At 30.2% G+C, this 25,713-nt stretch carries 26 protein-coding genes and 1 riboswitch; of the genes, 17 read left to right on the top strand and 9 right to left on the bottom strand.

The genetic code is table 11. The features are described from left to right. Positions 1-28 precede the first annotated feature (28 nt). A complete protein-coding gene (locus MARPI_RS08580; protein ID WP_014297203.1) occupies positions 29-1,300 on the bottom strand; it encodes an ArsB/NhaD family transporter in 1,272 nt (423 codons plus the stop codon). 237 nt (positions 1,301-1,537) lie between these two features. Between MARPI_RS08580 and MARPI_RS08575 the strand changes: the two genes are divergently transcribed. The 6 genes from MARPI_RS08575 to MARPI_RS08550 are packed head-to-tail and all read left to right on the top strand — an operon-like array spanning position 1,538 to position 8,566. Then, positions 1,538-4,036, top strand: coding sequence for an ATP-dependent Clp protease ATP-binding subunit (locus MARPI_RS08575; RefSeq protein WP_014297202.1), 2,499 nt, complete (start codon positions 1,538-1,540; stop codon positions 4,034-4,036). Next, a complete protein-coding gene (gene radA, locus MARPI_RS08570; protein WP_014297201.1) occupies positions 4,036-5,391 on the top strand; it encodes a DNA repair protein RadA in 1,356 nt (451 codons plus the stop codon). Before MARPI_RS08575 ends, radA begins: the two co-directional genes overlap by 1 nt. A gap of 13 nt (positions 5,392-5,404) precedes the next feature. Then, positions 5,405-6,502, top strand: coding sequence for a DNA integrity scanning diadenylate cyclase DisA (gene disA, locus MARPI_RS08565; RefSeq protein ID WP_014297200.1), 1,098 nt, complete (start codon positions 5,405-5,407; stop codon positions 6,500-6,502). Further along, positions 6,499-6,948 (top strand): SsrA-binding protein SmpB, encoded by a 450-nt coding sequence (smpB, locus tag MARPI_RS08560; protein WP_014297199.1) that lies wholly within the window; start codon positions 6,499-6,501, stop codon positions 6,946-6,948. Before disA ends, smpB begins: the two co-directional genes overlap by 4 nt. Before the next feature lie 11 nt (positions 6,949-6,959). Further along, on the top strand, positions 6,960-7,889 hold the full coding sequence (locus tag MARPI_RS08555; RefSeq protein ID WP_014297198.1) for an ABC transporter ATP-binding protein: 930 nt from the start codon (positions 6,960-6,962) through the stop codon (positions 7,887-7,889). Continuing rightward, positions 7,889-8,566, top strand: coding sequence for a pseudouridine synthase (locus MARPI_RS08550; protein ID WP_014297197.1), 678 nt, complete (start codon positions 7,889-7,891; stop codon positions 8,564-8,566). Before MARPI_RS08555 ends, MARPI_RS08550 begins: the two co-directional genes overlap by 1 nt. Here the strand turns inward: MARPI_RS08550 and MARPI_RS08545 are convergent. Further along, positions 8,522-9,022: a prepilin peptidase gene (locus tag MARPI_RS08545; protein WP_148265166.1), complete on the bottom strand. Its 501-nt coding sequence runs from the start codon at positions 9,020-9,022 to the stop codon at positions 8,522-8,524. The genes MARPI_RS08550 and MARPI_RS08545 overlap by 45 nt on opposite strands. Beyond that, entirely contained in the window at positions 8,997-10,070 is a 1,074-nt protein-coding gene (locus MARPI_RS08540; RefSeq protein ID WP_014297195.1) for a tetratricopeptide repeat protein, read from the bottom strand. Before MARPI_RS08540 ends, MARPI_RS08545 begins: the two co-directional genes overlap by 26 nt. A gap of 166 nt (positions 10,071-10,236) precedes the next feature. Between MARPI_RS08540 and MARPI_RS10820 the strand changes: the two genes are divergently transcribed. From MARPI_RS10820 to MARPI_RS08525, 3 genes are all read left to right on the top strand, one after another. Continuing rightward, a complete protein-coding gene (locus MARPI_RS10820; protein ID WP_014297194.1) occupies positions 10,237-11,001 on the top strand; it encodes a metallophosphoesterase in 765 nt (254 codons plus the stop codon). Between the two features lie 106 nt (positions 11,002-11,107). Further along, on the top strand, positions 11,108-11,323 hold the full coding sequence (gene rpmE / locus MARPI_RS08530) for a 50S ribosomal protein L31 (RefSeq protein WP_014297193.1): 216 nt from the start codon (positions 11,108-11,110) through the stop codon (positions 11,321-11,323). A gap of 46 nt (positions 11,324-11,369) precedes the next feature. Further along, the gene (locus MARPI_RS08525) at positions 11,370-11,750 is read left to right on the top strand and encodes a S1 RNA-binding domain-containing protein (RefSeq protein WP_050899165.1); all 381 of its coding nucleotides are present in this window, start codon (positions 11,370-11,372) and stop codon (positions 11,748-11,750) included. A 60-nt stretch (positions 11,751-11,810) separates the two neighbouring features. On the opposite strand, the gene MARPI_RS08520 is transcribed toward MARPI_RS08525, so the two are convergent. Next, on the bottom strand, positions 11,811-12,038 hold the full coding sequence (locus MARPI_RS08520) for an FmdB family zinc ribbon protein (protein WP_014297191.1): 228 nt from the start codon (positions 12,036-12,038) through the stop codon (positions 11,811-11,813). Between the two features lie 219 nt (positions 12,039-12,257). Here MARPI_RS08520 and secG point away from each other — a divergent pair, with 219 nt between their 5' ends. The 4 genes from secG to MARPI_RS08500 all read left to right on the top strand — a co-directional run bounded on the left by secG (position 12,258) and on the right by MARPI_RS08500 (position 16,355). Then, a complete protein-coding gene (gene secG, locus MARPI_RS08515; protein WP_014297190.1) occupies positions 12,258-12,497 on the top strand; it encodes a preprotein translocase subunit SecG in 240 nt (79 codons plus the stop codon). Positions 12,498-12,504: 7 nt separating this feature from the next. Then, positions 12,505-13,695 carry a tyrosine--tRNA ligase gene (gene tyrS / locus MARPI_RS08510; RefSeq protein ID WP_014297189.1) on the top strand — a complete coding sequence of 397 codons (1,191 nt, stop codon included), beginning with the start codon at positions 12,505-12,507 and terminating at the stop codon, positions 13,693-13,695. Positions 13,696-13,782: 87 nt separating this feature from the next. Further along, positions 13,783-14,646 (top strand): S-layer homology domain-containing protein, encoded by an 864-nt coding sequence (locus MARPI_RS08505; protein ID WP_014297188.1) that lies wholly within the window; start codon positions 13,783-13,785, stop codon positions 14,644-14,646. A gap of 119 nt (positions 14,647-14,765) precedes the next feature. Next, positions 14,766-16,355 (top strand): hypothetical protein, encoded by a 1,590-nt coding sequence (locus MARPI_RS08500; protein WP_014297187.1) that lies wholly within the window; start codon positions 14,766-14,768, stop codon positions 16,353-16,355. Between the two features lie 99 nt (positions 16,356-16,454). Here MARPI_RS08500 and MARPI_RS08495 read toward each other — a convergent pair whose 3' ends face one another. Genes MARPI_RS08495 through MARPI_RS08485 form a run of 3 tightly spaced genes read right to left on the bottom strand, consistent with a single transcriptional unit; the run spans position 16,455 to position 19,305 of the window. After that, entirely contained in the window at positions 16,455-17,120 is a 666-nt protein-coding gene (locus tag MARPI_RS08495; RefSeq protein ID WP_014297186.1) for a HesA/MoeB/ThiF family protein, read from the bottom strand. A 14-nt stretch (positions 17,121-17,134) separates the two neighbouring features. Then, the gene (locus tag MARPI_RS08490) at positions 17,135-18,448 is read right to left on the bottom strand and encodes a hypothetical protein (RefSeq protein WP_014297185.1); all 1,314 of its coding nucleotides are present in this window, start codon (positions 18,446-18,448) and stop codon (positions 17,135-17,137) included. Then, a complete protein-coding gene (locus MARPI_RS08485; RefSeq protein ID WP_014297184.1) occupies positions 18,445-19,305 on the bottom strand; it encodes a DMT family transporter in 861 nt (286 codons plus the stop codon). Before MARPI_RS08485 ends, MARPI_RS08490 begins: the two co-directional genes overlap by 4 nt. A 162-nt stretch (positions 19,306-19,467) precedes the next feature. Here MARPI_RS08485 and MARPI_RS08480 point away from each other — a divergent pair, with 162 nt between their 5' ends. The 3 genes from MARPI_RS08480 to MARPI_RS08470 all read left to right on the top strand — a co-directional run bounded on the left by MARPI_RS08480 (position 19,468) and on the right by MARPI_RS08470 (position 22,187). Continuing rightward, positions 19,468-20,274: a type I phosphomannose isomerase catalytic subunit gene (locus MARPI_RS08480; protein ID WP_014297183.1), complete on the top strand. Its 807-nt coding sequence runs from the start codon at positions 19,468-19,470 to the stop codon at positions 20,272-20,274. Then, positions 20,271-20,894: an NUDIX hydrolase gene (locus MARPI_RS08475; RefSeq protein WP_014297182.1), complete on the top strand. Its 624-nt coding sequence runs from the start codon at positions 20,271-20,273 to the stop codon at positions 20,892-20,894. The genes MARPI_RS08480 and MARPI_RS08475 overlap by 4 nt, the downstream gene beginning before the upstream one ends. Before the next feature lie 63 nt (positions 20,895-20,957). Beyond that, the gene (locus tag MARPI_RS08470) at positions 20,958-22,187 is read left to right on the top strand and encodes a GAF domain-containing sensor histidine kinase (protein WP_014297181.1); all 1,230 of its coding nucleotides are present in this window, start codon (positions 20,958-20,960) and stop codon (positions 22,185-22,187) included. A 23-nt stretch (positions 22,188-22,210) separates the two neighbouring features. On the opposite strand, the gene MARPI_RS08465 is transcribed toward MARPI_RS08470, so the two are convergent. Beyond that, on the bottom strand, positions 22,211-23,656 hold the full coding sequence (locus MARPI_RS08465; RefSeq protein ID WP_014297180.1) for a radical SAM/SPASM domain-containing protein: 1,446 nt from the start codon (positions 23,654-23,656) through the stop codon (positions 22,211-22,213). 12 nt (positions 23,657-23,668) lie between these two features. Further along, positions 23,669-24,244 carry a TetR/AcrR family transcriptional regulator gene (locus MARPI_RS08460; RefSeq protein WP_014297179.1) on the bottom strand — a complete coding sequence of 192 codons (576 nt, stop codon included), beginning with the start codon at positions 24,242-24,244 and terminating at the stop codon, positions 23,669-23,671. A 271-nt stretch (positions 24,245-24,515) separates the two neighbouring features. Further along, positions 24,516-24,626: riboswitch (TPP riboswitch) on the top strand. A gap of 73 nt (positions 24,627-24,699) precedes the next feature. Here MARPI_RS08460 and MARPI_RS08455 point away from each other — a divergent pair. Beyond that, positions 24,700-25,671, top strand: coding sequence for a thiamine ABC transporter substrate-binding protein (locus MARPI_RS08455; protein ID WP_014297178.1), 972 nt, complete (start codon positions 24,700-24,702; stop codon positions 25,669-25,671). Positions 25,672-25,713: the final 42 nt, after the last annotated feature.

Genomic DNA, 25,713 nt, shown 5'->3' with positions numbered 1-25,713 from the left:
TGGACAACCTAATTCATTTTTATAATATTTAAAAGAAAAATATTAAATATGCTGTTCCGAGGATTAAAGGTATCAAAACTGGAAGCACAGACATTTTCATATATTCGGCAAAGGTTATGGTTTTCTGGTAGTTTTTTTCTAATAATGAAACACCTACAAGATTTTGTACTGCTCCAAGCGGTGTTAGGTTTGTTCCAAGGTTTGCCCCTATTGCATATGCATACCACAAATCAAATGGCGCTCCATTCATTACAAGTAATTTTATAACAGGTGCCATAATTAATGTCCCTGGAACTGCACTTAAAAACGGAATAGTAAACGCTGAAATCCATGCTATAACTATCATTAATACTTTTGGTGTTCCCATTAACGGATCAAATAAATGTGCAATTGCCTGAGTAACACCAATCTCTTCAAGAGAATAAGCTATAGTAAATAATCCTGCATAAAAGAACATTGTGTCCCAATCTAAATCTTTTGACATACTTTCAAAATCTTTTTGGGTTAATAACATCAATGTCAATGCACCAATAACAGCAATTAATGCAAGATCTATATTTATAGCTGAGTGAAACATAAACCCTGCCAGAACTATTGCAAAAACAATAATCCCCTTATACATTAATGATTTATTTTCAATTGCTTTTGTAGGATCAATAGTTGAAAGCTTTTCTTTTAATCTCTGATTATACACCTTTGAATCCACTTTATTTGTAACCTTAAATATAAATAATACACTTAAGAACGAAATAGCTGTTATTGGAAGCATTTTACCTAAAAACGTGGCGAAATCCAATTCACCAATTGATCCAAGAACAATATTTAAAGGACTACCTATCAATGTGCTCATACCGCCAATATTATCTATATAAATGGATAACATTAAAAATGGTATGGGGTTAACTTCTAAAGTATCAGCAATCAAGAAGATAATTGGAGCCATAAGCATAATGGTTATAAGATTATCAAGAAAAGCAGAAAATAAAGCTATAACAAGCATAATAAGAAAAATAACAACCCAGAATTTATACCTGCTCATTTTTATGGCATTAATTGCAACAAATGTAAAAAAACCACTTTCTTTTAAAATTTCTACAATAATCATCATACCAAGTAAAATACCAAGTGTTTCAAAACTAACTATGTTACCAACATTTTCAAATTCAAGTCCTTCAACAGGTTTTAATATAAATAATAACGTTCCAAAGAAAAAAGTAATAATCGATTTTTTTACATTTCTTGCAAAAATAATAAAATAATACGCCACAATAGTGATTCCCAAGACCAAGAGCTCTGACATCATATCGCCTCCAATTGATAGAATAGTCTATCGTAATTAAACTCCTTTATTTTAAAATATACTTGAAATATTTTTTAAGGTTTAAAAACGTTTTTATAAGTAGAATTGGATAAATTTTATCATATATTATTTTTTTTGATATTTTTGTATGTTAAACACAAATTTTACTGAAAGAACTTCATAATTTTCATAAAATGTGTTAGAATTAATAGTGATTCGCAAAACGGAGGTGATAATATGTTTGATAATTTTACAGATAGAGCTGCAAAAGTATTTATCGAAGCACAAAATGAAGCAAGATTTATGGGCCATCCATATGTTGGAACTGAACATTTATTACTTGGCTTATTAAAAGTTGGAGGAAAATATCTTTCTCAAATATTCTCATATTACAATCTTACATATGGAAAAATAAAAGCCGAAATAACTAATATCGTTGGTGTAAATGCTACTCATAATATTGTTGGCGCTTCACCACAGCCAACTCCAAGAGCAAAAAGAATTATTGAATTAGCATACGATGAATCAGAAATCTTAGGAACAACGCAAATTGATGCTGAACATCTATTACTTGGCATTTGTAGAGAAGGCGAAGGTATTGCTGCACATGTTTTAAGAAGAATAGGCATAAATCTTGTTGAAATGAGAAAAAAACTTGCCGATTTAATGATGAATAAAGAAAAAAACGAAGAAACTGATATTACTATGTTTGAAGAAGAAAATGAAGAAAAATTAAGACAAAAGCAAAATGCCATAAAACAATTAGAAGGATATGGTTCTGATCTCACCGAAAAAGCTGCTAAAAATCTGCTCGATCCTATTATAGGAAGAGAAGTTGAAATTAGAAGAGTAATGGAAATTCTTGCAAGGAGAAAAAAGAACAACCCTGTTTTAATTGGTGAAGCTGGTGTGGGAAAAAGTGCAATAGTTGAAGGATTAGCCGAAAGGATTGTAAAAGGGGATGTTCCAGAAGTATTAAAAAATAAAAGTATTTTCTCGCTTGATTTAACCTCACTTGTTGCTGGAACAAAATACCGTGGAGAATTTGAAAAAAGAATGAAAAAATTAATGCAAATTCTTGAAAAAAATAAAGACATAATCTTATTTATAGACGAATTGCATATGATAGTTGAAGCTGGAGCTGCAGAAGGATCTTCAATGGACGCTGCAAATGTTTTAAAACCAGCTTTAGCAAGTGGAGATATAACTATAATCGGTGCAACCACACCTTCAGAGTATAGAAAATTTATAGAAAAAGATCCTGCATTGGAAAGAAGATTCCAGAAAATATATGTAAATGAACCAACATATGAAGAAGCAATTGAAATCTTAAAAGGAATAAAATCAAAATACGAAGAACATCATAAGGTAAAATATACAAATGAAGCAATTGAAGCTGCTGTAAATCTTTCACTAAGGTATATTACAGATAGATTTTTACCGGATAAAGCTGTTGATTTAATAGATGAAGCTGGTGCACGATCCAGATTAAATGCTTTAACATTACCAGCAAATCTTAAAAAGATGCTAAATAAAATTTCTGAGCTTGAAAACAAAAAAGATTATTACGCTCAAAATGATGAGTATGACAAAATAGAAGAAATAAAAACAGAATTGGTAAAATTAAAATCAAAATACAAAAAGAAATATAAAGAATGGCGCGAAAAAGCCGAAAAGGAAATTATAGAAATCACAGATGAACATATATCTGAAGTTGTTTCTGATTGGACTGGCGTTCCACTTAAAAAGCTTGAAATGTCTGAAATGGAAAGATTGCTTAATCTTGAAGCTGTATTACACGAAAGAGTTATTGGTCAGGATGATGCAATAAAAGCCGTTTCCAAGGCAATTAGAAGAGCAAGAAGCGGAATCAAAGATCCAAAAAGACCAACAGGAGTATTTTTATTCCTTGGACCAACAGGAGTTGGTAAAACAGAATTGGCAAAAACAATTGCTGAATATCTTTTCGGAGATGAAAAGGCACTTGTTAGAATTGATATGTCTGAATACATGGAAAAATTCAATGTTTCAAGACTTGTTGGAGCACCTCCAGGATATGTTGGATATGAAGAAGGAGGTCAGCTTACAGAGGCTGTAAGAAGAAGACCATATTCTGTAATACTTCTTGACGAAATAGAAAAGGCACATCCTGATGTATATAACTTATTATTACAGATAATGGATGATGGAAGATTAACTGATTCACAGGGAAGAATTGTGGACTTTAGAAACTCTATAATTATCATGACAAGTAATCTTGGAAGTGAATCAATTAATAAATCAAAACGTTCAATGGGATTTGTCGATGAAGAATCAGAAGAGAAAAAATACAAAGAAATAAAACTATCTGTAATGGAAGAAGTTAGAAAAGCCTTTAAACCTGAATTCTTAAACAGACTTGATGAAACAGTAGTATTCCATCCATTAACCAAAGAACATATGAAAGAAATTATAAAAATTCAATTAAATGATCTTGAAAAAAGACTTAAAGAAAAGGACTTACACATTAAAATAAAAGATTCAGCTGTAGAATTATTAATTGAAAAAGGATTCGATCCTATCTTTGGCGCAAGACCTCTAAAAAGAGCCATTCAAAGATATCTTGAAGATCCGCTTTCAGAAGAAATATTAAGAGGAAGATTTAAAGAAGGAGACAAAATAATAATAGATACTAAAAACGGCGAAATACACTTTAAAAAAGGACGAAGTTCTAAACCAAAACAGAAGGTGTCATAATGAGTAAAAAGAGACAAAATTACTTTGTTTGTTCTAATTGTGGATACGAATCAACAAAATGGTTTGCAAAATGTCCTTCATGTAATGAATGGAATACCGCGGTAGAATTTACCGCGGATCTTTTTGATGATAAAGCAAACATAAACATAAAAACAGAACCAACAGAATTGCTATTTTTAGACGATGAAATAAACGAACCGGAAAAATTAAAAACAGGATTCAAAGAATTAGACGAAGTCTTAAATGGCGGTTTTGTTGAAAGTGGTGTATATCTATTAGCCGGTGAACCTGGCATAGGAAAAAGCACTTTACTTACACAAATATCCTCATCTGTTGGTAGTGAAAATATGGTAATATACGTTTCCGGAGAAGAATCTGCAGAACAGGTATTTCAGCGATTTAAACGACTGGGAATAAAAAAAGATGGAAGTAAAATTGGCTTAATCTTTGAAAATTCACTTGAACGGATAATATCTGTAATTGAAAAATTAGAAGAAAAACCAACTATGTTAATAATAGATTCAATACAAACATTAAAATCAGAAAATTTTTCTTCTTTTGCCGGGAGTATTCTTCAGGTAAAAGAAGTTACACGTTATTTATCCGAATATTGTAAAAAGAAGGGCATCACGCTTATAATAGTGGGCCATGTAACAAAAGGCGGCATTATCGCCGGACCAAAGGTTTTAGAACATATGGTTGATGCTGTTTTACAATTTGAACTGGAAAAAACTTCTGGTTTAAGAATGCTTAGAATTTTAAAAAACAGATATGGTCCCACTGACGAACTATTAATGTTTGAAATGACACAAAAAGGATTAATTCCAATATCTGAATATACAAATTATTTTCTTAAAGATTATAAAACTGCTTCTGGAAATGTTTTGACAATTGTAAAGGAAGGAAGCAAATTAATTCCAATAGAAATACAGGCACTGGTTAGCAAACCTGTATATGGAAACCCAAGGCGTGTAACCTCAGGTGCCCCTTTAGATAGACTACTAATGATTATAGCAGTTTTAAGCAAGAGATTGAGGCTTCCAATTGAATCAAAAGATATATTTTTAAGTACATCGGGAGGATTTAAAATTTCCGATACTTCAAGTGATTTAGCAATTGCATACGCATTGCTTTCTTCGCTATTTGATATATCAACTGGCGGTTCTATTGTTGTAATGGGAGAAATAGGACTTGATGGAAATATAAGAAATATAAACAATCTTGAAAAAAGAATTGAATTTTCAAAAAAATTAGGAATTGATTATATTGTAATACCAAATTCTAAGAAGATTAAAAATAATGAACACATAAAAATTTCAAATCTCAGTGAATTAGTAAAAAGATTCTTTGCATAAGGCAGGTGATATAATGACTCCAAAAAACGACATTACAGACATACTTTCATTACTTGCTCCTGGTAAAAAATTAAGGGATGGAATAGACCTTATAATTTCAGCTAATTTAGGAGCCCTAATTTTCTTAACTGATAATGCAGAAGAACATTTAAGCAAAGGATTAATCCAGCTTGGTTTTGTTATAGATACAGAATTTGAGCCGGAGAGAATGTATGAACTTGCAAAAATGGATGGAGCAATTGTTTTAAATAAAGATGCCACAAAAATCTTATATGCAAATGCTCAATTAAATCCTTCAAGTAATATTCCGAGTTTTCAAACTGGCATGAGGCATAGAACGGCAGAAAGAATGGCAAAACAAACAGATGAAATACTCATAGCAGTTTCAAAAAGAAGAAATCAGGTTTCAATATATTACGGTACAAACAGCAGGGTACTATATCCAGAAACTATAATCCTTCCTCGTTTAAACCAGGAAATAGCCGTTGCACAAAGATATAAGCAAAGCTTCTTTGAATTGCTTTCAGAAATTAATATTGCAGAAATGGAAAACAGGGTAATATTATCCACAGTTGTTGAAGCAATATCAAAAGGATTCATGACATTAAAAGTAGCTCAAAAAGCAGAAAAATACCTTCTCGAACTTGGAGAAGCTGCAGAAAGTTCAAAATTGGAAATAAATGAAATATATAGAATCACTCCAAGATATCTTGGAGCATTAATTATGGATTATTCAAAAGATCTTCTCGATTTCCAATATCCCCAGGAAGCTTTAAAATTATTTGACGGATTTAAAACAGAAGAATTTTTAAATATGAAACTAATCTCTCAAAAACTTGGGTATGATATAGAAACAGAAAATGACCTTGAAGAATTCTTTGTAACTCCAAGAGGATTTAGACTATTATATTCAACGAGAATACCTTCAATTATTGTAAGAAATGTTGTTGAAACATTCAAAAATCTCGAAACATTAATGAAAGCAAACATGGATGAATTAATAAACGTTCCGGGTATAGGTAAAAAACGCGCTGAAAGAATCAATAGAGCCATAAGAAGGAAAAATGAATTCTCAGAAAAATTAAGCTCAGAAATGGAGGATCATAAATGAAAATAGTCGCCAATAACAAACAGGCAACCTTTCAATATCATATTCTTGAAAAATATGAAGCGGGAATAGAACTTTTGGGTTCAGAAGTGAAATCCATTAGAGATGGAAGAGTAAATTTAAAAGATGCTTTTTGCAAAATAGAAAAAGGGGAAATTTTCTTATACAACGCTCATATTAGTCAATATAAAAACGCTTCTGTTTTCAATCACGATCCAGAAAGGCCAAGAAGATTGCTTATGCATAAATATGAAATATTAAAACTGGATCAAAAAGTTAAAGAAAAAGGATTAACAATAATTCCTCTAAAGATGTATATTAATAGCAAAGGGCTTGTAAAGGTAGAAATAGCTCTCGTTAAAGGTAAAAAATTATATGACAAGAGAGAAGATATTGCAAAACGCGATCTTGAAAGAAGATTAAGAAAGAATTTAAAATACGACATGTGAGGTAATAAAGTATGGAAAAAGCCATTGAAATGAAAAACGTAACAAGAAAATTTGGAGATGTGATTGCTCTTAACAATATAAACTTTACAGTTGACGAACAAAAAATTGTCGGATTATTAGGACCAAACGGTGCAGGAAAATCCACTTTAATGAAAATCATCTCTACATTAATATTACCTTCATCAGGAAGCGTTAAAGCATTTGGATATGATGTTGTAAAAGAAAAGGATAAAGTAAGAAAAATTATTAGCCTTGTATCAGACTACACAGTTCTTGAAGATGAGCTTACACCATATGAAAATTTAATTTTATTTGGAAAAATAAGCAATGTAAGAGACGATTTAAAATCACGAGCAATTGAATTACTGGAAGATTTTGGACTTTCAATATATAAAAACAGACTCACAAAAAATCTTTCATCTGGAAATAAACAAAAATTAAATATAGCCCGTTCTTTAATAAAAAATCCAAAATTACTTCTTTTAGATGAACCAACTATAGCTATAGACGTTGAAACATCTCGATTTATAAGAGAATATATATTGGATGAAAATATTAAAAACAAAAAGACAATACTCATTTCTTCGCATTATATGTGGGAAGTTGAACAAATAGCTTCAGAAGTTGCTATTATTGTTGATGGAAAAATCGTTGAATACGATAAAATGATAAACCTCATGAAAAAATTTGAAGACAAACTCTCCATTATAGAAATAGAGCTGGAATCTCAGGAATACCTGAAAGATATTGAAGAACTTAAAAACAATGAAAATATACTTGGATTAAAAATTATTTCCTCAACAACAGCAATTATAGAAACTCCATTAAAAATAAATGAATTTGAAAAATTATTAAAAGATAAAAATATAAAATGTTCCTTCAGACAAATGAAAATATCCCTGGAAGACGTATATTCATCGGTAACAAAAGGAAGATTTTAATGGAGAGATTGGATAAATTCCTTGCAAATGCAAAGGTTGGGACACGTTCTGAAGTAAAAAAAATTATTAAAGCCGGTGTTGTAAAAGTAAACGGTAAAACAATAAAAAAGCCCGAATTTAAAGTCTCAGAAAACGATGAAATAACGGTCAATAACAAAAAAATAATACCACACAAAAACATTTATATTATAATTAACAAACCAAAAGGCTACCTTTCAGCAACATACGATAAAAAAGACAAATACGTCCTTCAATTAATAAACCACCCATATAAAAATGAATTAAAAATAGCAGGAAGACTTGATAAAGATGCACATGGTCTATTAATACTTACCAATGACGGTGAATATATACATAAAATTATTTCTCCCAAAAAAGACATTTACAAAACCTATGAAGTAATAGTAAAAGGAGAGATTACTGAAGAAAAATTGGAAAAATTAAAAAAAGGAATCAAATTAAAGGATTTTACCACAAAACCTGCAATAATAGAAAAGGTAGAAAACCAAAAAATTACAATTAAAATCTCCGAAGGAAAATTTCATCAGGTAAAACGTATGATGAAAGCTGTTGGGCTTGAAGTAATTGATCTCAAAAGAATTGCTATAGGAAATATAACCTTACCAGAAAACTTAAATGATGGAGAATGGATAGAACTTATTAATAATAAGATATAATGCGGTTCCTATGGATACAAAATATCCATATGGAACCTTTTCTTTTCCCTTTTTTAATTGATAAAATAACGCTATCAACAAGGAAATCAACATAATATCAAAAACCGATTCGCCAAAATACATCCCAATTCCTGCAAGCAGTATTTGATCACCTTTCCCTAACTTTCCTTTTCTAACAAATATCCATAATGTCAAATACAAATATATGGCAACGAAGATATTTTTCGCTGAAAAGCTAAAAATAACACCTAAAAATAAAATTGCATAATTTAAAATATCCGGTATTAAAAACGTATTAAAGTCTATAATTCCTATCATCATTATTATAATATAAACAAAAAAATCCATTGAAAGTCCATATAATAAAAGAACAAAAAGAGCTCCCGATAAAATCGGGAGTAAGTATAAATTATTAATTTTATTTTCATCTTTAATCCTGTAAAATATCTCTTTCATTACCTTCAAGCAACTCCTCCAGAATATTTTTCATACCATAATAATACCATGGATACTTTTCCTTCATTTCCCTAATAAGCAATTTTGCCTCTTCTTTTTTTCCTGTTTTTAACATCGGTATAGCCAATAAAATTCTAAAATGTTCATAATCTTTATTTTTATCAAGGAACTTATTAATAAACTTCTCAACATTTTCATACTTTCCATTCTGGAACATTACCTTTGCCCAGATTTCAACATCACTCACATATTCAGGCTGGGAATTTGCAATCTCTTCCTGCAATTCATCAGCTTCAATAGTTCTTTCAAGTTTTCTATAAATATCTATTAACTCATATTTTGCCAGAATACTCTTTGGATATTTATTTAAAAATTTCTCCAATATTCTTGCAGCTTTCTTAAAATTCTTTGATTGCCTATATGCGTCAGCAATCATAAAATATGTTACCGTATTTTCTGGCATTAACTCAACTTCTTTTAACCAGATCTCTGCGGCTTTTTCATATTCCCCAAGATTAAAATATGTTTCTCCCAATTCTGACAATGCTGCTATATTCCATGGATCCTGTTTAACAGCCAATTCCAAATATTTCTTTCCTTCTTCAAGATTACCCTCTTCAACAAGTACCGAACCCAAAATTTCATATGCTGGTGTATAATTTGGATCGATCTCAATCATAAACTTGACAATTTCCTTTAATTCATCGAAATTGTGATGGTCTGCATAATCAAGAATTATATCATAAAGTTCATTAAGCGTGGCATGATTAAAATCAGAAGGTTTTAAATCAAATTCTTTTAAATAAGCAAGAAATTCGGAGAAAATGAAAGGCTGGGTAACAAAATTTGAAGAAATTCCAGGAATATTATCAGCAAGTATTTTTATCTTCTTTGCTTCGTTCATTAACTTCTTATTCGACTTTAAGTCTGCCATTAACAACTCTAAATCTCCTTCATACATAACTTCTGCGAGCATTACAGGAAAAACTGTATCTGTATTTATTTCAATCTTTTCTCCATCTAAATCTAAAATTGTCACTGTGTCCATAACTATCTCCCCCTATATTTAATATTGTCGTAATTTTATTTTATCATTTTTAACATAAAATAATAAACAGGATATTGTGCAATCATTATCAATCATCTCATCTTAGAATTGAATATTTATGATTATCAAAACAAATTTAAGATGTATCTACGGAAAGGAGCAAAACATGAAGAATTTTAAAGCTTTTATCTCATTAATTATAATTATATCAATATACTCAATAATAATAGAACCATTTTCTTTGCAAAAAAGCTATCTCAGCATTGACATTCCTGAATATAATGGAAATATAAAAATAATACATATTACCGATCTGCATATGTATAAATACATATTTTTTCATGACAAGATTTTAAATGAAATAAAAAAAGAAAATCCTGACTTAATATTATATACTGGAGACTCTATAATAAAAAATACAGAACAAAAAGACTTAACCCTCTTTTTCAAATTGCTAGGCGAAATTGCACCTGTTTATTTAATATATGGAAATTGGGATTACTATGATATAAATAAAGTAAATAATGCCTACAACAACAAAAACATTCACATAATAAATGACAATACCACTATACTTAAAATAAAAGAATTAAATCTAAAATTAATTGGGCTTCCTATATATAAACAAATAACCAGAATCGACACAACACCGGCAAGCTACACAATAACCCTCGAACATATCCCAGACACAATATTTTATAACAAAGAAGTCTTTGATCAATCAAATCTCATCCTTGCCGGTCATACACATGGCGGACAGATATACATTCCTTATTTAACAAAAAAAATACTAAAAAAATATGCCTTTTATTTAAGAGGAAAAAAAGAACTTGATAAAGATAAAATCATGTATATAAACAGAGGCCTTGGAGCATGGTTTAATATAAGGCTTTTCTCATCACCAGAAATACTGGTAATAGAATTACATTAAAATTTAATACAATTGTTTATTAAAATATAAATACTTCCTTGACTAAGAAAGGAGAATATGTTATAATTTGCTCAGACAAAAAAATTATAATATAGAGGTGAATAACATGAAAAAAGGGATACACCCAGAAATGAAGCTTATTACTGTAAAATGTGCATGTGGAGCAGAACATCAACTTTACAGTACAGAAGATAATTTCCGTGTTGATGTTTGTTCACACTGTCACCCATTCTACCTTGGTGAAACAAGTTCACAAATCATCGACACAGAAGGTAGAGTACAGAAGTTTAAGAATAAGTATGCTAAATTCCTTAACTCATAAGTGGGAGGTTAACCTCCCATATTAATCATTTATAAATCACTTTATTATGGAGGTAGTATTTGTGACTAAAAGTACGGCATTTGGGGAAACTGTGAAAGTAACGGTAAAAGACATTAAAAAATTCGGAGCTTTTGTTACATTAGAATCTGGTGAAGAAGGATTTATTCACATTTCTAAAATTTCAAATGACTACGTAAAGAACATCTCAGACTTTTTAAAGGTTGGACAGGAACTCGAAGGAAAAATTATCGGAAAAACAAAAGACGGAAAAGTTGAACTCTCCTTAAAAACTGAAGATGCTCAGGAAGAAAAGAAAGATGAAGAATTCGAAAAGAAACTTTCAAGATTCTTAAAAGACAGCGACAGGAAACTTTCTGAGTATTCAAGAAGACTTGATAAGAAAAGAGGTGGCAAGGGGAGAAGATAATAAAACAAAATTATTGGGGGATTAAAAAACGGTCCAGATTTATCTGGACCGTTTTGTTTATTACTTACTATTACTACCAGTTGTTGATGTCGTAGATTTAGAAGTTGAAGATGACTTTGAATCATTTATATAAAAACCGCTTCCTTTAAATGCAATACCCACTCTTCCTATACCTTTTTTAGCAACTCCACCGCATTTTTCACAAAAAACTTCAGGAGTTTCATTCATTCCATGCATTACAGTAAATTCATGACCGCATTCCTGACAAACATATCTATAAATCGGCATCTTTTCACCCCCGTTCTAAAATTATTTATTATGATTTCAAGTAAATTTTAACAATATTATATTTATATAATATGTCACATCTTTTAAAATCAAAAAAAATTTTATCCACCTCTTTCAGAAAAAATCATATCAATTAACTGAAATTTAATTTTAACTTGAATTAAATAGAGATTTAGTGTATAATATTTTTTGAGAATACGAAAAAAGGAGGAATTTTTTGTGTCAGCATTAACAGTATTAGCCATTATAGTACATATAGTTTTATCCATTGCTTTAATCTATTTTGCATTACACAGAATGCAGAAAAATGCCGAACTTGGTGGAGCATTTGGTTCAGGTGCAGCTCATACAATGTTCGGTAGAGAAAAAGGATTTGATCCAGCTGCAAAAATGGCATTATGGACAGGAGTATTGTTTATGATTTCTTCATTTATAGTTACTGCACTTCTTGCGAGGTGATTAAGTAGTGGACGTAGAAAAGCAGCTTGAGATAATAAAAAGAAACACAGTTGATTTAATCAATGAAGAGGAATTAAAGGAAAGACTTAAAGAAAAAAGTAAATTAAGAATTAAATTAGGAGTAGATCCATCAAGGCCGGATCTACATCTTGGTCATGCTGTAGTATTAAAAAAATTAAGAGAATTTCAGGATTTAGGCCATCAAGTTGTACTTATCATTGGTGACTTCACTGCAAGAATTGGTGATCCTTCAGGAAGATCAAAAACAAGACCTATGCTCACCCTTGAAGAAGTAAAGAAAAATGCAGAATCCTATCAAAAACAGGCATTTAAAATCTTAGACAAAGAAAAAACAGAGGTTAGATATAATGGTGAATGGTTTGACAAAATGACATTCCACGATGTAGTTAAACTTTCCTCACATTACACCGTTGCAAGAATGCTTGAAAGAGATGATTTTGCCAAACGTCTTGCAAACAATGAACCTATTAGCGTATCTGAATTTTTATATCCTCTTGCTCAGGCATATGATTCAGTAATGGTTGAGTCTGACATTGAAATAGGGGGAACTGATCAATTATTTAATTTATTGGTTGGAAGAAAAATTCAGGAAGCATATGGCCAGAAATCACAAATTGTATTAACAATGCCTATAATTGAGGGAACAGATGGCCATCTAAAAATGAGTAAATCATATGATAATTACATTGCATTTGAAGATGAACCATTTGATATGTATGGAAAAGTAATGTCTATTCCTGACACATTAATATTGAAGTATATGAGACTTGCCACAGATGTTCCAGAAAACGAAATAAAAGAATATGAAAAACAAATGAAAGAAAATTCAGTAAATCCAAGAGACATAAAAATGAAACTCGCATATGAAATTGTAAAATTCTTCCATGGAAAAGAAAAGGCGGAATATGCTCAAAATGAATTTGTAAAAGTTTTCCAGAAAAAGGATATTCCCGATGAAATGGAAGAATTAACAGTTGAAAAAGAAATAACAGCTATTGATTTATTAATGAAAACGAATTCAATTTCAAGTAAAAGTGAAGCAAAAAGATTAATAAAGCAGGGTGGAGTTAGAATAAATAAAACGAAAATCAATGATCCTTTCCAATTATTGGAAATTAAAGACAATGACATTCTAAGAATTGGAAAAAGAAGGTTTTTTAACCTCAAAACAAAGTAAAAAATTAAAAAAATTTATAGTATAATATAAATAGTGTGTATTAACAACTATTTAAAATTCAAAAATTTAAAAGAGGGGGTAGAGCGTATGCGTAAAGCACTTTTAGTAATGGCATTAGTACTTTTTGGTATCTATTCATTTGCGTTTGTTGATGTTCCAGAGGATCACTGGGCATATGAATACGTTATGGATTTAGCAAACAGAGGTATTCTTCCTATGGAAGATAACTTCAATCCAGATGTTGTTTTAACAAAAGCTGAAGTTGCTGAATTATTATCAGACACATTAACTTACATTGAAAACGACCCTGTATTGGCAAAAGCAGAAGATATAAAAAGAGTAGAAACAGTTATGGGATTATTAAACAAAAAATTAGATGATGCTTTATCAGTAAAAAGTGATGTATCAAAACTTAAAGGTGAAACTTCAAGAAAATTATTGGAAACAAAATACATGGTTCTTGATTTAGGGGATAGAGTAACTTCTCTTGAAAATGCATTAAGCAAAAATACTGATGATGTTTCTGTAAACACAGAAAATATTGATGGTTTATGGGAAGAATTAGAAACATTACAGAGCGATCTTGACTATGTATCAGGTGAAAATGTAAAAGCTCATGAAGAATTAAAAGCTTTAATTGCTAAAAAAGCTGATGTTGAAAAAGTTAAAGAACTTTCAGAAGAATTAAACAAGGTTTCTACAAAGTTAGAAACAATAACGAAAGTTGCTTACAGAGCATTTAATAATGCAGATATGGTTGTTGAAGATATGTTAGATTTAAGTGATTCAGTTGATTCTTTAAATACAAAAGTTTCTACAATTGAAGGAAATGTTAATGCTAACACAGAAAAAATAAATGCAGTAGAAGAAAAAGCTAATTCCGCAAATACCATGGCCATGGTTGGAATTGGAGCAGCAGTATTAGCAGCTGTATTAGCATTTGTATTTTAATAAGTAAAACATGTGATTAATTAATTTAATGTTAAAAAAGACTTGACATTTTTGCAGAGTTATGATAGAATAATTACAGTTTAAGTCAAAACAAAACTATATTTAAGGAGGTTGTTTGAATGAAGAAAGTATTGGTGTTTTTAGTAGCATTATTATCCGTAGCTATGTTTGCTAATCCTGCACTTACAGTTAGTGGATCAGCAAGCTTCGAATTAGTATTTGATGAAAATGGTTTTGATTTAGTTGCTGGCCCAGCTGGTAGCGGAACATGGGGTGCAGAAGGAACTTTTGAAGCAGCAACAACAGATGGAACATGGACAGCAGCATGGGAATGGGATGGTTCAGATGTTACAGTAAGCGGTGTTGCATTTGAAGGTAAATTATTCGATTTATCCTTGGCTAAAAACGCATTAACTATTGAACCTGCAGCAGTTGCTGGTTTATCAGTAACTTTAGAAGATTTAGGTGCAAAAGATTATGTTAATAAAACAAAAGCTGTTAAAGATGCAAAAATGGAATTTGCTGACTACTCATTAACAGTAGAATACGCATTACCAGTTGCAAAATTTGGTTTAGATTCAATATTCTCAGATGTTAGCGTTGCTGGTAATTACGGAGTTAACTACTTCTCAAAAGACGCTGAAGTATTAGGTTACTTCGATGCATCAGGAAAAGAATGGGAATTACCTGCAGCTAAAGAAAGCGTTGCATTAACAGGAACATCAACATACACATATACAAAAACAACATGGAAATTAGATGATTTAACACTTTTAAGCGGTGCTTCATATACAGCTCCATTCTATGGTGTAGACTTCTCAGCTGACTTTGCTGTAGTTGCTGGTTTATCAGTATCAGCTCACTATGGAATGTCAAATGCTGGTGGAGATTTTGTTTCTTCAATAAAAACAACTACTTTAAAGGCTACAAAAACAACATATACATCAGAAGTAGCTGTTGGTAAAAGTGCAGATTATGACGACGGAACAAAAACAGAAGATGCTACAGATATTACAGCAGTTTACAAAAATTACACAGCAAAAAGCAAACATGAATTAGATAAAGAATATGTTCTTACATTATCATACTCAAATGAATTTGCTTTAGGTGAATTATTATCATTAACACCACACGTTAAATTCTTTAACAAAATCAATCAGACACCTGCAAAAGCTACAAAAGATAAAGGTTATACATCACAGAAATTCGCTATTATTGAAGAAAAAGCTACAAAAGCTACAAGTTCAGATGCAACACAGATCGAAGCTGGTTTAGACTTATCAGTTAATGTAGCTGGATTAACATTAGGTGTAGAAGATACATATTACTACTCATTAGTAAAAGATGATACACAATATGCATTTGTAAATGTTTCAGCTGGTTACGATATGGATATGGTTTCATTATCAGCATTATTAAAATCAGCTATTACAATGGAAAAAGGTAAAGACATGGATTACATTGCTAATGTAAATGTAAATGCAACAGTAACTCCATTAGAAAATGTAACAGTTGCTGCAGATGTATACTACGACTTAGATAAAGATGACACAAACAATGATAATGCAATGGGTTACTCAGTAACTGCAGATTATGAATACTCAATCTTCAACTTTGGTGTTGTTGCTGGTACATACAACGGCAAATTCAGCGCTAATGACGAAGATATGCACTGGTACGCATACGTAAAAGGTTCAGTAGAATTTTAATCTGGATTTAAATTAATACAATCCCGGCGTTAGCCGGGATTTTTTTATGAATATCATAAAAAAAAATTTAATAAAACTAGCCTTTCCAAAACGGAAAGGCTAGTTTATTTCTATTATATCAAATGTATTATATTTTAAATCCATTATCATTAATTTGTTTATAAGTGCATTTTCGTAATCTCCTGTAATAATTTTTATGGTTTCACTTACCTGAAGTGAAGCTATCATGGATACAGCATATGGAACAACATATTTTGTTTCTCCTGTATCTTCAATATCTCCAAAGATTTCAAATAGTCGCTTTGTTTTCCCGGGAATAATATCTGTTACCTGCCCATAATACCCTTCCACACCACCATGAATATAAGGAATATTTTTTTCAAATGCTCTTTTATCAATTATTTTACGACCTTCAAAGTTATCCAGACAATCTATTATTATATCTACATCAGGGAATTTAGTGTCTTCTGTTATTTTTTCATCATATATATAATACTTTACTTCTGGATTGATTTTTTCTAACTTTTCTTTTGCTGCAATAACCTTCTTTTTTCCAATATCTTCAATATCATATAATATCTGTCTATTTAGATCAGGTTCATCGAGAATTCCATTGTCATATATATGTATTTTCTTTACACCTAATCTTGAAATTTGCATTAAAACGTTACTTCCTAAACCTCCTGCCCCACAAACCATAATACTTGAGTTTCTTATTTTTTCAAAATCTCTTCCAAATAGGATTTCATGTCGATTATATCTCAAAGGTTTTCACCTCTTTAAAATTGAAAGTTAATAATGAAATATATAGAAAAAGAGTTAATATTCTCATTTACTCCTTTCTGTGGTTTCCAGTATAAATCATCAACTAATGCTATTTTATTTATATATTTAGTGTATTTATAATCTGTTCCTAAAAGAATGTTTGAAGTTAGCTGATATTTTAATTGTGTTTCAAAGCTATACATATATTCTTTTACTTTTTCTTCTAAAAAATGTGTTCCAGGAATATAATTAGATTCTTCATGCCATGGATCATGTGGCGATTTTGAACCGGATATTACATATTCTCCACTGGCTTTCAACCATAATTTATCAAATGTATTTTCGTACTCTAATAATGTGGATAATGAATCCTCACCATATAAATATCCAATATAATTGTCCTTGTAATCTATAATTCCGCCAGGATATACAGACGCTGGGTATTGCGTATATTCATATGGTTTTGGAAGCCTTTCATATGTGTATTTTGTTGCACCTGCATTATAAATACCAAACTTTCCAGAATTAGTCCTGATATTTAATCCCGTGGACCATGCAACCTTATCGGGATTTTGATATGAGTCTGGATCAAAATATCTATTCATATTTAAGTCATCAGCAAGAACCTGAAGGAAATATTTATATTTTTGATTATCGTATTCCATGAATAATCCCACAATAGAATTGTCGTTTACATATTCTCCCCAGGGTGCAATCATTGAATTTTTATAAGCCTGAATAATAGGCACAGGAAATGGTGAAAATAGATAATAGATATCTACAGTTCTATCTGTATATATAACAGAATCTTCATAACCAATTTTAAAATTGCCAAATTTTATCCCAAAGGTTTTAAAATTCATTCCTCTATCTGGATAACCGTATTTCGAATATTCATTTAATGGTACCCAGAAGGCCCTATAAAAGGCGTTGTCATTTTCAAATGATAGTTCTATATTGGTTTTATAAATATTTTGATTTATAAATAATGCATATTTTGAATCTATTGTATCTTTTAACTGGCTCTGACCAACTCTTAAATAAAAATCTTTATTAAAATAAACCTTTAAGTATCCCTGCTGTATTAAGAAATAATGGTTTAGTATAAAGGAGGCATGATCTGTAAATACATATTTTCCATCTTTTCTTACCGGAAAGTCTATAATTGCTTCAAAGTTGTCTGAATAATATCCACCAATTAGTTGAAGATAATCGCTTGTAGCTGAATTGGTAATTGTATAATCTGCAATAAAGTTAAAGGAAAAGTTAGCAAAACCGTTAAAAGATACTAAAAGTATAGCTATAAGTATTAATACTATTTTTTTCATATTTCTTCTTCAACTCCTTTTTCAATATAATTCTCTTTATTTGTTTTTCTGGTAAAGTTTAATGATGCAATTACAAGAGCTATAATGAGTATTATTCCGCCTATTATTTGTGTTGACGTCATTCTTTCGTGCAATATTATAAATGATGATAGCATTGCAAATATTGGTTCTCCAATAAATATAAATGCTGTGGTATTGGTGGAAACAACTTTTTGATATTTTAATTGTACAAGTGTTGCAAATATTGTAGCAAGAACTGCTGTAAACAATGCTGTGCCAATCATAGGAAGAGTTATATGAATGGGTTTTGTTAATGATAATGCACCATTTAATACTGCAACAAATAAGAATTGATATCCAAGTAATGATGTTTCTTTTTCTATCTTTGAATACTTTGTAATATATACCATTGATAATGCAAAGAATATTGCGCATAATAATGTGAGAAAATCGCCAAAATTAAATCCTGAAATTCCTCCTGATAATAGATAAGAACCTGTAATTGCAAAAGGTAATGCTATAATATGGTTTAAATGCGCTTTTTCTTTTTCTACAAGATACGAAAAAAATGGAACCATGATTATATATAATGATGTTATAAATCCGCTTTTTGAAGCTGTTGTAAGAGTTAATCCTATTGTTTGCGTAATATATCCAAGAGCAATGAATATTCCTATTATCATACCGTATTTAAAGTTTTGCTTTTTCCAGATTAGAAATGAAAGCAATGATGCTATTGCAAATCTTAAGGTTAAAAAGATATAAACATCATTTTCTCCAACTGTCATTTTTATTAGAGGAAATGTACTTCCCCAGATGAAGGTTACAAATAGCAATAAAAAGTATGCTTTTAACATATAACTCCTCCTGTTTTATTGTTTGTTTTTCAAATTATTTTATATGATAAATTATATCATATGATACACTTTTTTATAAGAGATTTTACCGCATGAGTAATTTTTTTTATGATATAATATTATTATGTAGTAATAAAAATTATATTATGAAGGGTGATTTATATGTTTGATGAAATATTAAAGTCAAAACCTATTTTTGTTGAAAAGGTATGGGGTGATTTTTCTTTAAATAAAGATTTTAATATTGAAAATATGGATAAAATAGGAGAAGTATGGTTATTCTCCGGATTTGAGGGTTATGAAACGGAACTTTATGGTATGGAATCAAATAATTCTTATGGAAAGCCTTCTGAATATATAAAAGATATTTTTGGAATGGAATTACCTCGTATTCCGTTATTGTTAAAGTTAATATCAACCACTCAATGGCTTTCAATTCAGGTTCATCCAGATGATGATATTGCAAGAAACGCTGAAAATGAACCATGGGGAAAGACTGAAGCATGGTATTTTTTAAATGAAAAGAATGAAATTTTTATTTCTAATGATGTTGAGAAAAATAAAAAAGCTATTGAATCTGAAAATTGGGATGAAGTTTTTAAACCAACTATACTTAATAAAAATGATTTATTATTTATTCCAGCAGGAGTTGTTCATACACTTGGTCCAGATTCAAAATTGCTTGAAATTCAACAAACTTCAAATCTTACATATAGATTATATGATTGGGGAAGGCCAAGGGAAATTCATGTTGAAAAAGGTAAAAATGCTTTGAAGAATTGTCCATTTGTAATTGCTAATTCACCAAAAGAATTTAAAACGCAATATTTTACTATATTTGAAAAAGATAATGGTGAAACTATTAAAGGACCTGGAATTTTTGTGGAATTTGAAACATATGAAACATTTATAATTCCTTTTAATTTAGAATATACAACAAAAAAGAAAGGACTATTCTTTACATTATGAATATAGAAAAGATCAAAAATATTTATAAAGATTATAAACCAGATTTGATTTCTGAATTTAAACGATTTGCTGTAACAATACCTCTTGTGGAAATAGATAATGAGGTAAATATTGTTTTTGAAATTCGTGCAGATCATTTACCTCAACCTCGCGAGGTAAGTTTGCCAGGAGGCGCTGTTGAAAAAGGTGAAGAAATATATGATGCTGCTTTAAGAGAATTAAATGAAGAATTGGGGATTAAAAAAGAAAAAGTACGATTAATCTCTCAACTTGATTATTTCACAACACCTTTTAATTTTGTTATATATCCATTTCTTATAGAAATTAAAGATTTTGATATTTCTGATATTCGACCTAATGAAGAAGTGAAAGAGTACTTTTTTGTTCCTTTAAAATTTTTCTTAAATAATGAACCATTGAAGTATAAGGTAAATATAAAAATGGAACCACCAGAAGATTATCCTTATCATTTAATTCCAAATGGCAAGAATTATAATTGGAGAAAGGGATATTATAAAACACTTTTTTATCTTTACGAAAACAAAATTATATGGGGATTAACAGCAAGAATTATAGATGATTTTAAAAATACATTGAAAATTTTTTCATTAACATTTTGATTATGAAAAAAGATATGTTATAATTTTAAAATGTGTGAGTTTTTATACAGGGGGGCACCTAACATGGACTGCGAAAACGATATTTTATCAAATTTTGAATTAATGGCAGAACTTTCTTCACAATTAACCGGTGAAGAAAATGAAAAGGAATTTATGAAAAAATTATTGTCTGTTGCTATTAAAAGTATTCCTGAAGCAGAAGCTGGTACAATCTGGCTTATAGACAATACATTATATAAGGCTGTAGTTGGCTATAATTATGATGATGACATTGTTGAAAAACTTATAGTTCCTCTTGAGGATTCATATATTTACAAATATATAGATGTTCAGGATATTATAGAAATTGATGCTTTTAAAGAATTTAAGAATCCATCGAGGATTTTCCATGAAAATGTAAAACAGTTACATGAAAAACATGAAAATATGATTACCCTTGCTTATCCTTTAAAGGTTGGAGATGAAATTAAAGGGCATATATATGTTGATAATTTCAGACTTAAAAAGTTCAGTGAAACTGCTAAAAAATCTTTAAAAATATTTGGAAGTTTTGCCTCAACGTTTTTAACTTTAAAATCTCTTCGTGATGAGGAAAAGAAAGCAAATGAAATGAACAGTGTATATTTAAGTTTTATTACACATGAGGTTAGAACACCTTTAACTGCTATTTTAGGGTATTCTGAAAGTATTTTAAGGGGAAAGGATAATTTAACAACAGAAGAAATTTTCGATCTTGTAAAACGTATTTATCTCAGCTCAAAACATATGAACTCCCTTATTTCTGATTTATCAACCTTTAATAAATTAAATAGAGAAGAAGAAATGAACTTTACTGAGGTTCATTTGAAATTTCTTGTTTATGAGTCAATATCTATTGTTGAGCCACAACTTTCACCAGAAGTGGAATTAAATATTAAATTTGAAAATAATATCCCTGAGATGATAGAAACCGATCCATTAAAGATGAAGCAAATACTTGTAAATATCGTTGGAAATGCTATAAAATATACTGACGAGGGATATGTAAATGTTCATATTTCATTTGATAATAAAACAAAAGAGTTTGTTATTATGGTAAAAGATACAGGTCCTGGAATTCCAGAAGACAAACTTAATGATATATTTAAACCATTTGTTAGATTGGCTAAAAATAAGCCAGGTAGTGGTTTAGGTCTGGCAATTGTAAAACGTTTAATCGAAAAATTAATGGGAAGGATTCATGTTGAATCTGAAGTTGGAAAAGGTACAACTATTGAATTGAGATTTCCACAAAAAATAACAGCTGAGGTTTAAATACCTCAGCTGTTTTTTATTTATTATGCTTTTTTATCAAGAGCAAGTTTTTCTTCGTTATCTGCATATCTTCTCATACGTGTTTCATAATTATATATACCTCTTTTTGCTGGATATTTTTCTGCATATCCCTTTTCATACCATAACTTATCCGCATATTCTTTCCAGCCTTCTGCAAGTTTATCAAGTTCTGGTGCCAATTCTGTTATGACTTTTTCGCTTCCTGAATGCTGTGGAATTGCATTGAATTTCTTTACCATTGATCTTAATACTCGTGGATTGTCTATAATTGGACATGGTCTAAAGAGATTGTTTGAATATGGTATTGTTCTCTTATATGCTTCAAAGAATGGTGATTTTAATATTTCTATAATGCTCTTTTCTCTAATGCTATCTACTGCAAATTGCTGGAATACACATGGTTCTACATAACCTTTTGCATTAATATGCAAATATTTTGAACCAGCTGCTAAACAACCATGAGTTAAGAATCCGTGATTCCAGAAGTCTGCAACAAATGCAAAGTCTCCATTAAGTCTCTTTTCTTCTGTTATAAGGAATCTTTCATATCTCTGTTCTGGTGTAGGAACAAGATCCATTGTTGGATCCATTCCAACAGGCATAAACTGGAATATCCATGCATATGCAACATTGTGCTCTTTTAAGAAGTTCCAGAATTCATCGCTTGTTATTAGGTCATGATTCTTTCTTGTTGCAGTAATTGAAGCTCCATATATTACTCCATGTTTGGTTAATAATTCCCATGCATTTAATACTTTTTTGAATACACCTTTTCCTCTTCTCCAATCTGTCATTTCTTCAAAGCCTTCAACAGATACGGATAATGTTGCATTTCCAAGTTCTGCAAGTCTTTTTGCTTTTTCTTCATCTATTAATGTACCGTTTGTATAAATCATGAAATATGAGTCATTAAATTCTTCAAGAACATCGAATAAGTAAGGATAAATAAATGGTTCACCGCCGGTGATTATGAAGAAGTATATTCCAAGATCATTAAATTGTCTTATTACGCTAAATATTTCTTCCTTTGAAAGTTGATATTTATGACCATAAAGTCCTGCATAACATCCCACACATCTTAAATTACATGCATATGTTGGACTTATAACAGCAAGTTTTGGAAGAACAACTTCATATTCATGCATTTTTTCCTGCCTTACCTTTTCACCAACTGCAAATTCATTGATAATAAGATTGTTTATTATCTTTTCTACAACTTTTGGACTGGCTTTTTTGAATAACTCTGACCATTTTACAAGCATTGGATCTTTTCTTTCAGCGCCTTCGGCAAGTTTCCTTAAACCGCTTTTTGTTGGTTCTTTTGCAAATTTTTCCAGTGTTCTCAATAATTTTGCAAGATCTTCAACCTCTGAGTTTCTAACAACATTTGTTACCAATTTTGAAGCCTGTTTCATCATCATGTTTTTCATATTATCAAGGATTTTCATAAAATCCCTCCTTTATGAAATTATTTTTCCTATTATATATTCAAAAGCTTCACATAATTCCCCTTCTTTAAACTCAACTCCAACAGATTTATATATACTTATACCATCAAACATAGCCTGTAAAACAACTGCAGCGGTTTTTGACGGCACAAATTCTTCCCACATTTCAAATAGTTGAGAATAATATTCATGAAATAAATTGGTTAATTCTTTAGCTCTATTTTTATTATGTATAGAATTAATTAATATCTCAAATAATCTTAATAAATCATCTGATGGAAATTCTTTTAATACTTTCACATATAATTTTATTACTGCACGTGCTTTTTCTTCTTTTGAAGTATTTTCAGGAATCATAATTTCAAGTGATTTTTTTAACCTTTCAACAAGTATGGAAAATGCCGTTATTATTAATGAATCTTTGCTATCAAAATATAGATATAATGTTCCTTTTGATACTCCAGCCTCTTTTGCTACTTCATCCATGGTAAAACTGGACAATCCCTTTTTTATTATTAAATTAAGTGCTTTTTCTGCTATGCTTTTTCTTTTAGCTTCTTTATAATTTTCTTTACGGTCATTATTCATATTACCACCTCATACATGACTGACTGTTCGGTCAATATTATTATAATACTTTTTTCATTTTGTTTCAATTATGACATAAAAAGTCATAAAACTGAACGGTCAATTTACTATTACCTTAAAAACAGAGTTATTCAATATTTTATCTAATAAAAAAATGACTGACTGGACAGTCAAATATTTCAAGAAAAATTAACCTTTATGTTTCTAAAAATTATTAATTTATACAGTTTTTTAGTAATTGATGAGTATAATAAAATTGTAAGTTAATACAGTAACCCGCCGGGGGAGCTGCTGATACCGCAGCTGAGATTAAGGTGGAAGCCTTAGACCCCAGCACCTGATCCGGGTAATACCGGCGTAGGGAGTGCGGTAAAAAGGATAATTCAATCACGCCTTCCATGCCGGAAGGCGTTTTTTCTTTTAAAAATTATAATTTATTATTTGGAGGTGAGTGCATGAAAAAGGGTATTGTTTTTTTAAGTGTTTTATTATTATCTTCTTTGCTATTTGCAAAAACTCTAACTGTTTATGTTTATGACAGTTTGGACTGGATTAAGAAAGGGGTTATTCAGAAATTTGAAAATATGTATAACGTAGATGTAAATGTTGTTGTTCTTGGAGACGGGGGAACTTTGCTTTCACGACTTAAACTTGAAAAGAAAAATCCAAAGGCTGATGTAGTTATTGGTCTTGATCAGTCGCTTTCTGTGTTGGCCATTAATGAAGATCTGGTAATTCCATATAAACCTTTAAATATTTCAAAGATAAAAGATGACTTAATCTATGATAAAAGTTATCATTTAATTCCATATGATTATGGTGCAATTGCTATTGTTTATGATCCAGAAAAATTAAAATCCGTTCCTAAAAGTTTTGAAGATTTAACAAAGTTAAAAAAGAAATTGATTATTCAGGATCCACGAACTTCCAGTACAGGTCAGGCATTTTTGTTATGGACAATAGCAGTATATAAAGATCAATGGAAAGATTTCTGGAAAAGGTTAAAACCAGCAATATTAACAGTTACACCAGGTTGGGGAGAAGCCTTTGCAAAATTTGAAGCTGGTGAAGCGCCTATGATGGTAAGTTATGCTACAGATGGCGCTTATTCATATTATTATTATAAGAGCACCAAGTATAAAGCTTTTATTCCTCAAGAGGGAGCTTATATTCAAATAGAAGGCGCTGGTATTGTAAAAGGAACAAAGAATCCTGAGCTTGCAAAAAGATTTATTGAATTCTTATTGTTTGATGATTTTCAAAAAGAAGTGCCTTTAAATCAATGGATGTTCCCGGTAACTAACGTAAAACTTCCTGAAGCATTTAAGTATGCTCTTGTTCCTGAAAAGGTTTTAACAATAGATTCAGAAGAATTGAACAAGAATCTTGAAAATTGGTTAGATGAATGGGAAGAAATTATGTATTAATTACAAAAAAGGCTCGGAAAAATCCGAGCCTTTTTTATTATC

Origin of the sequence: Marinitoga piezophila KA3, from assembly GCF_000255135.1 — a bacterium.
GTDB lineage: Bacteria > Thermotogota > Thermotogae > Petrotogales > Petrotogaceae > Marinitoga > Marinitoga piezophila.
This window is presented reverse-complemented; position numbering and strand designations above follow the sequence as displayed.